The organism is Pricia sp., from assembly GCF_041745955.1.
GTDB lineage: Bacteria > Bacteroidota > Bacteroidia > Flavobacteriales > Flavobacteriaceae > Pricia.
The window spans coordinates 1-5,037 of sequence record NZ_JBGTHY010000400.1 but is presented as its reverse complement, the minus strand read 5'-3'; the positions used below and the strand labels follow the sequence as shown (position 1 = coordinate 5,037).

Here is a 5,037-nt window from a genome sequence, read left to right as displayed (position 1 = left end):
GGAATCGACATGGGGGATATCCTAAACCTTTGGAACTACAGACGGATAATCCATAAGGATAATTTTGAATCCGGGTTTTACAAAAGCGATATTACGATTGTCAACTATCCCCAAAATGATTACTTTTTGGGCAATATTGTGGATGTCGATCAAACGGAAATCGACACTCATATCAATCATGCAAAGCAACTGAGCCTTTCCCTGTTGTACTGGCTGCAGACCGAAGCCCCAAGACCGGATGGCGGAAGAGGATGGCCTGGTGTCCGATTACGGTCCGATATCATGGGCACGGAAGGCGGGGATGGCATGGCCAAATATCCATATATCCGTGAATCAAGACGGATCAAGGCTTTGTTTACCGTTCTGGAACAACATGTCGGAAAGGAGCAGCGCTCAAAAATCACCGGTCTGCAAGGTGATGGGCTCAAGGCCGAGACGTTTAGCGATAGTGTGGGGGTGGGCTATTACCATATCGACCTCCACCCCAGCTCCGGAGGCAACAATTACATTGACTTTGGGTCGCTTCCCTTTCAGATTCCGTTGGGCGCATTGATTCCCGTTACAATGGAAAATCTATTGCCCGCGAACAAAAATATTGGCACCACCCATCTGACCAACGGCTGCTATAGACTTCATCCCGTAGAATGGAGTATCGGGGAAGCGGTGGGAATGCTCGTTCCTTTTTTGATGCATAAAGGCGTCGGATCCCAGCAGATGTATAAGAATCCTGACCTTATACGGGAATTCCAGACGATAATTCGTCAACAGGGTGTAGAAACCGAATGGCCAACGAATCGGGAGTAGCGTACTGAAATGTATTTTATCGACCCTGCTACCCAAAGAAAAGCCCATCGGTAAACGCTATCCCGTCTTCGGTTGATATTTTGTAACTTTACGCCTTGCAAAAAAATCAGACTCATGAATCCAAACAAAAAAGGCCTCAACACCATCTGTACCCACATCGGCGAAGTAAAGGACGAACAGTTCAAGGGAGCGATATCTCCCTTATACATGAGCACCTCCTATGCGTTCGAGGATGTGGACATCAAACGCTACCCCCGCTATTTTAACACACCGAACCAAGAATCCCTTTGCAAAAAAATCGCTGCTTTGGAACATGCGGAGTCCGCCTTGATATTCGGAAGCGGCATGGCGGCGATAAGTACCGCTTTGATGGCTTTTTTAAAGGCCGGCGACCACATTGTACTACAGCAGACCTTGTACGGCGGCACCTATAATTTGGTTACGGAGGAGTTCAATAAATACGGCATCGAATATTCCTTCACGGAAGGATGGCAGCCCGAGGCTTTTGAGGAAAAAATTCAGGATAATACCAAGGTCCTCTATATCGAGACCCCATCCAACCCACTCTTAACAGTAACCGATTTGGATGCCATCGGCAGGCTATCCAAAAAACACGGATTGGTTTCTATGATCGACAATACATTCGCCAGCCCCGTCAATCAGAATCCCATGGATTTCGGTATCGATATCGTCATCCACAGTGCCACGAAATATATGGGCGGCCATTCCGATATCTGTGCGGGAGCCGTAGCATCGACAGAACAAAATATCAAACGGATACATGCCCTGGCCAAGAATTTGGGGGGAAGTCTTAGCGATTACACGGTTTGGCTTTTGGAACGCAGTATGAAGACGATGGGCATTCGTGTAAAGGCACAGAACGATAATGCACAGCGCATGGCCGAATATCTTGCTTTACATGAGGATATTGGAATGGTATACTATCCCGGCCTACCGGACCATCCCGGTCATCAGGTTGCCAAAGCACAAATGAAGGGCTTCGGGGGAATGTTATCCTTTGAATTACAGGAAGATATGGACGCTTCCAAATTCCAAAAATCCTTACAACTGATAAAATCCTCCATGAGCTTGGCGGGCGTGGAAAGTACCGTGCTTTCGCCCTCACAAACTTCACATGCCCTTTTGGGTGCGGAAGAAAGGAAGCGACAGGGCATTAAAGACGGGTTGATCCGTTTTTCGGTAGGCATCGAAGAGACAGAAGATTTGATTGCGGATATCGAGCAGGCACTTGTAAAGGTGAAGAGCGTGGTTGCTATATAACAGCAGTCTGCCGGTATAAATTCAAGGTTAGATCACCACCTAGTGGCTGTTTAAGGTTCAAAGTGCTTTTTGCCGCGAAATTCGAACACGTTGAATCCTGCATCAATGGCCAGACAGGCTTGAACCTGCCTTAGGCAGGATTGAACATTTGCCCTGAAAATATTCGAAGCTTGAATTTGAACTTAAATTTAGAATGAAACTAGACGTATTAGTATTCGGCTCGCACCCCGATGACGCCGAACTCGGTGCAGGCGCAACCATCGCCAAGGAGGTAGCCAACGGAAAAAAAGTAGGTATAATTGATTTGACCCGGGGAGAACTAGGCACAAGGGGTTCCGCCGAAATCCGAGATCAGGAATCGGCTAAATCTGCAAAAATTTTGGGAGTTGCGGTCCGCGAAAATTTAGAATTCTCTGACGGCTTCTTCGTAAACGATAAAGAACATCAGTTGGGCGTCATCCGCATGTTACGAAAGTATCGCCCGGAAACAGTGCTTTGCAATGCCATCGAGGATCGTCATATTGACCATGGCAGGGGCAGTAAATTGGTCAGTGACGCCTGTTTCCTTAGCGGATTGATAAAAATCGAAACCAAACTTGAAGCCAATGGTGAATTACAACTTCCTTGGCGTCCGAAAGTGGTCTATCACTATATCCAGTGGAAAAATATCAAGCCTGATTTCGTAATAGACGTTTCCGGATATATCGAAAAGAAAATCGAAGCGATTCTAGCCTATTCCTCGCAATTTCATGACCCAAAAAGCAAAGAGCCCGAAACCCCGATCAGCAGTAAAAACTTTCTCGATAGCGTAAAATATCGCGCAAGGGATTTAGGAAGATTGGTAGGGGTGGAGTACGGTGAAGGGTTTACCGTAGAAAGGCCTATTGCAATTGACCGTTTGGGCGATTTGATTTGAACCTTGAACTGCAATCTGCAACTAAAGATTTCTGCCTGCCCCAACCGCAACTACCCACCGAAATCACCCCGTCTGCCGATACGACTTCTTCGCCTTCGGTACCGTAAAATGAAATGTACTACCCTTTCTAAGCAAACTCTCCACCCAGATGGTTCCCCCGTTCTTTTCGACCATTTCCTTGCACAGCGAGAGTCCCAGTCCGGTGCCTTTTTCATTATTGGTTCCGTAGGTGGTGTGATTGGCGTTTATCGCGAAAATCTTTTCGAGGGTCTTATCATCCATACCGATGCCCGTGTCCCGAATGGAAACTTGCCAGTATTTACCTTCCTCTTGGGTCGAAATGGTCACCATTCCGTTTTCGGGCGTGAACTTAAGGGCGTTACTGATGAGGTTTCTGATGACGATATCGATTTGATCACTGTCTGACCAAACCATGGTATTCGTTGATACCTGACTTACCAGTTTGATGGACTTGTTCTCGGCGATTTCGGATAATAAATGGAAGCTATCTTTCACCATCGATTCCAAACCCACAACCGATGGTTTGGTTATGGCACCGTTCATCTGGGTATGGCCCCAAGTCAATAAATTGTTCAAAGTAAAGGAGATATGGTCGATATCGTGCCGAAGTTTGGGTATGAATTCCATGAATTCATTTTGTCCTATATCGCCTTCCTTGAAAAGTTTTAGCAGTCCTTGGAATGCGCCGATCGGACCCCGAAGGTCGTGACCGATAATAGAAAATAGCTTGTCTTTTGTCCGGTTAATGTCCCGCAGTTCGCTTTCGGTCTTCTCTAGATCCGTGGTTTTTCCTTTCAATTCGATGTTAAGGTTTTTCTGTATTTTTTCACTCCGGCGGACCAAAAATGTGATTACTACAAATATCAGGAGAATGGCCAACGAGGCGTTTACGTAGTTTCTTTGTTGCGCCAACTGCTTTTGGTTCTCTTCGATCAGATCTTGCTTTTGTTTTTCATGTTCCATTTTGGTCTTGAGCAGGGTAAGACTTTTTTTGTTCTCGGTGCGGGACAGGGTGTCCGATAGTTTTTGATAAAGCTCGTGATATTCTAGGGAGGCCGCAAAATCCTTTTTGTTCTTATGGATTTTGTACAAGGTTTTGGCACACTTTTGTTTGCCTTCCATAAACTGTAGTTCATTTGAAACTTCAAATGCCTCGAGCGCATAGCGTTCCGAAATACTATCTTGTTTTAGTCCGAAATAGGCTTCCGCCATTCCGTTGAGCAAATCGATCCTTCCCCGGTGGTCATCAAGGTTTTTATGTAGCATCTCGCTTTGGTTGTACCAATAGATGGCCCATTTGAACTTATTTTCCTTGAGATAGGTTTTGCCTTTTACTTCATAGGCAAAGGCAAGCCAATCCATAATTTCATGCTTTTCGAAGACCGTGATACTGCTATTGGCGTTGTACATGGCATAGTCGAGTTGGCCCATATCGGCATATAACGATGCGATGTTGCTCATGGTTTCCGCGGAATAGATCTCGTTGCCGATTTCCTGATTTATCTTCTTTACCTCTTTGTAGAATTCAAGGGCCTGAACGTAATCTTTTTGTGAGGTATACAGATGGGCTATGTTTTCGTTCATTATCGAAAGCATTAAGGAATCGCCGTAGACTTTCGCCAGATCGATGCCTTCCAAATAGCCGATCAAAGCTTTGGCATAGTCGCCTTTATAACCGTATTCCCCTGCCAGGTTGTTTTGGGATTTTAATACCAGTTCTTGGTTTTCTATAGTTTTACCGAGTGATAACGCCTTTTCATAGTAAGTGATGCCCTTATTGTGGGAACCTTTATCGGAGTAGTAATCGCCAAGACCTAACAGCGCTTTGTTTTCGCCAATTTTATAGCCAGAAGATTTACTTAAGTCCAATGCCAGTTTCGACAATTTGAAAAGGCAATCGCTGTTATAAAATCGCATTTCGTTGCCCAATGCATTGATAAGGTCGATGTACAGGGTGTCTTTGGTGTTGAATCTCGGTTGTGATCTTTTTATATGGATCTGCTCTTTTAAGCTGT

4 protein-coding genes are annotated in these 5,037 nt (G+C 45.3%); 3 read left to right on the top strand and 1 reads right to left on the bottom strand.

Annotated features, from left to right (window positions below):
• From ACEW8S_RS14365 to bshB1, 3 genes are all read left to right on the top strand, one after another.
• A partial coding sequence (locus tag ACEW8S_RS14365; protein ID WP_373518825.1) for an FAD-dependent oxidoreductase occupies nt 1-804 on the top strand: 804 nt, incomplete at its 5' end.
• A 114-nt stretch (nt 805-918) separates the two neighbouring features.
• A complete protein-coding gene (locus tag ACEW8S_RS14360; protein WP_373518824.1) occupies nt 919-2,085 on the top strand; it encodes a PLP-dependent aspartate aminotransferase family protein in 1,167 nt (388 codons plus the stop codon).
• 193 nt (nt 2,086-2,278) lie between these two features.
• Nucleotides 2,279-3,001 (top strand): bacillithiol biosynthesis deacetylase BshB1, encoded by a 723-nt coding sequence (bshB1, locus tag ACEW8S_RS14355; RefSeq protein WP_373518823.1) that lies wholly within the window; start codon nt 2,279-2,281, stop codon nt 2,999-3,001.
• 63 nt (nt 3,002-3,064) lie between these two features.
• On the opposite strand, the gene ACEW8S_RS14350 is transcribed toward bshB1, so the two are convergent.
• Nucleotides 3,065-5,037, bottom strand: a 1,973-nt coding sequence (locus ACEW8S_RS14350; RefSeq protein WP_373518822.1) for an ATP-binding protein, incomplete at its 5' end; no start/stop codon positions are given.